Here is a 2685-nt window from a genome sequence, read left to right as displayed (position 1 = left end):
AAGTACCGATGATTTGACCCGACTATCCCACGAACAATATGTGGGATGATCAACCCTACAAATCCAATCATTCCAGTGTTTGCCACAATGACCCCTGTTAAAACCGACGTAATAACGAGATACAATTTACGGTAAAATTTCAAATTTACCCCAAGCGTAATAGCTGATTCATCGCCTAATAACATAAGATTCAACGTCCGTATTTGTGTTAAAAAGAAAAGCAAACAAACCAGGACAACGGTGGCTATTAAAGGTAGCTTGGACCAACTTGCTCCGACTAAACTTCCCATCATCCAAAAAGTGACTGAACGAATGCCTTCCGCATCATTTGCGATATAAATGATGAAATTGGAAAATGCTGTAAAAAGAGCATTTAATACCATCCCGGATAAAATCAATTTGATCGAATTCATTTGTCCAGTAGCATTCGACAACAGTAAGACTAGAAGAGCAGCTGTCACAGCACCAAAAAATGCCCAAAAAGACAACCCAAACTGAGCCAATATACTGGTTCCACCAAAGCCGATCATGATCGCAAACGTTGCACCTAGAGAGGCTCCAGACGAAATACCTAAAATATAAGGATCTGCGAGTGGATTCTGGACTGTTGTCTGCATGACCGCACCTGCTAATGATAAGCCCATACCTGTAAGCATCGCTAAAAGTACTCTCGGAAACCGAATCTGCCAGATGATATTTTCGAAAGATTTAGAAGAAACTCCAGGTGAATTATCAATCATTCCCCCTGACAAATTTTTAAGCAATATCTGAAACGATTCTTTTAAAGGCACTGCGACTTGTCCGACCGCGACACCGATCCCAACCGAAAAAATAATTAATACAGTAAACAGGAGTAAACACATATAAAATAATTTGCGTTGTTTATCGATGTGGTTCATCTGTTTACTCCCTCCTACTATAAATTAATTTTTTGACTGCATTTCAGCACTAAGTTGTTCCATACCGGTTAAAACTTGGTACCCGTAACTCCAGAATTGATTGTAATCGATCGTATAGATACGGTCTTCCTTGATCGCTGTCAGGCTTGAGAGTGCTTCATTTGCTTTCAAATCAGCTAAGCTCTCTTTTGGATCACGTCCACCCGTATAGTCAACCAATAATAATACATCGGGATCAGCTTCCAATAAAGCTTCCACACTGATTTCTCCCGTTGCATCTGCAAATGTATTTTCTAAGTTCATATAGCTTAATGCATCGTTTAAGTAGGTGTCTGCTGCACCACTGTAAATATCCACGTTAGTTCCTTCTGCCCCAAATATATAAGCATAATCAAGGGTCTCCTGTTTATCAGGAATTGCTACGACGATTGCGTCCATCCGTGTTTGCACATCCGTTGAAAATTGTTGTGCCTTTTCTTCAACCGTAAATAATTTTCCTAAATGATCAATATCTGTATATAGATCCTCAAAAGTCGCACCAGTCGTTGATGTCGCTTGAATATACGTCTGAATACCCACGTTATTCAATTCTTCAACTGTTCCCGTTCCCCATTCGGCATTGGCAAACAGTTGCCCACGTCCCACAACGATATCCGGATCAGCACCTACGACTAATTCTTTCCCAACATATCCTTCTGACAAAACAGGAATGCTTGAAAAATCCTCAGTCACCGTTTCATCGCCTTCACCGTATAAGGCAGCTACGCCTACAATGTCTTCAGCTAATCCAAGTTGGATAAGCAACTCCGCTGTCCCCTGGTTATTAGCAACAATCGATTTTGGACTAGATTCATATGTTATTTCTTTTTTTGAAAATACTGCACCTTCTGACGATGCAGTGTAATTATCCAACGTTAATGGAAAAGTAGTTTTTCCGACCTGTTCCGTTGACTGTTCATTCATAGCTGTCTGTTCTTCAGCAGCATCTTTTTGACCACACGCACCTAATAACAAAGTTGAAGCCATAACAAGCCCAAAGTATTTCACTATTTTTAGTATAGTCATCTTTTTATCTCCAATTATTGTATATTTTTTTCTATTCGTTCAGTTTTATACTTTAATTTCTTATTTATCAATTAGCTGAAATCAAATAACTAGATAAAATGAATCAAGCTTTTTAATTAAGAAGTATCTTCATTTTCAATTATATAATTGAATTTTGTTAAAGTAAACATAAATGTTAAAACATTCACAAATAATCATAATAAGACTTACTATTTCGATGTTTTTTTATTGGTTAATTCAAAAAAAGCCATTTAGACGAACTAAATTCATTAGAATTCTAAATCATATTCTAACTTGGTTAACTTATTATTATTTTCACTTGAGGACAATATTGTCTCATTTTATTAAACAATGGCTGTGGGATAAAACGAATTTTAAATTTTCATTCAATAAAGTAGAGATTATCATAAGATAAATAGTTACTTTTCCAAAAACAAGTGTTTTTGGTAATCCTCTTTATATAAAAATAAAAACGCTAAAACCCCAAAAATAGAATAATGTGACTCTCACTTCCATTTCTGATACAATAGGCCAGTCACGCTATTTCTCAGAGAAAACTATATACCTATTCGGATCAGGTCGATTTTTGAAAGATAGTCAGACTCTTATATGCTAAACCAACCTAATCCGGAACACATTCACATAAATTAAATGCATGTATAACATGCCGAGGGAGAACCATTTGTTATTTAATGAATTAGAATTGAACCAACACCTATTG

The 2685-nt window shown here is 36.4% G+C and carries 2 protein-coding genes; both read right to left on the bottom strand.

Annotation, left to right across the window (positions count from 1 at the left end):
- Window positions 1-899 (bottom strand): FecCD family ABC transporter permease (locus ABS911_RS14885; protein WP_350468201.1); only part of this gene is annotated, 899 nt, incomplete at its 3' end.
- 24 nt (window positions 900-923) lie between these two features.
- Window positions 924-1964, bottom strand: coding sequence for an ABC transporter substrate-binding protein (locus ABS911_RS14880; protein ID WP_350468200.1), 1041 nt, complete (start codon window positions 1962-1964; stop codon window positions 924-926).
- Window positions 1965-2685: the final 721 nt, after the last annotated feature.

Source organism: Carnobacterium sp. (assembly GCF_040274425.1).
This window is presented reverse-complemented; position numbering and strand designations above follow the sequence as displayed.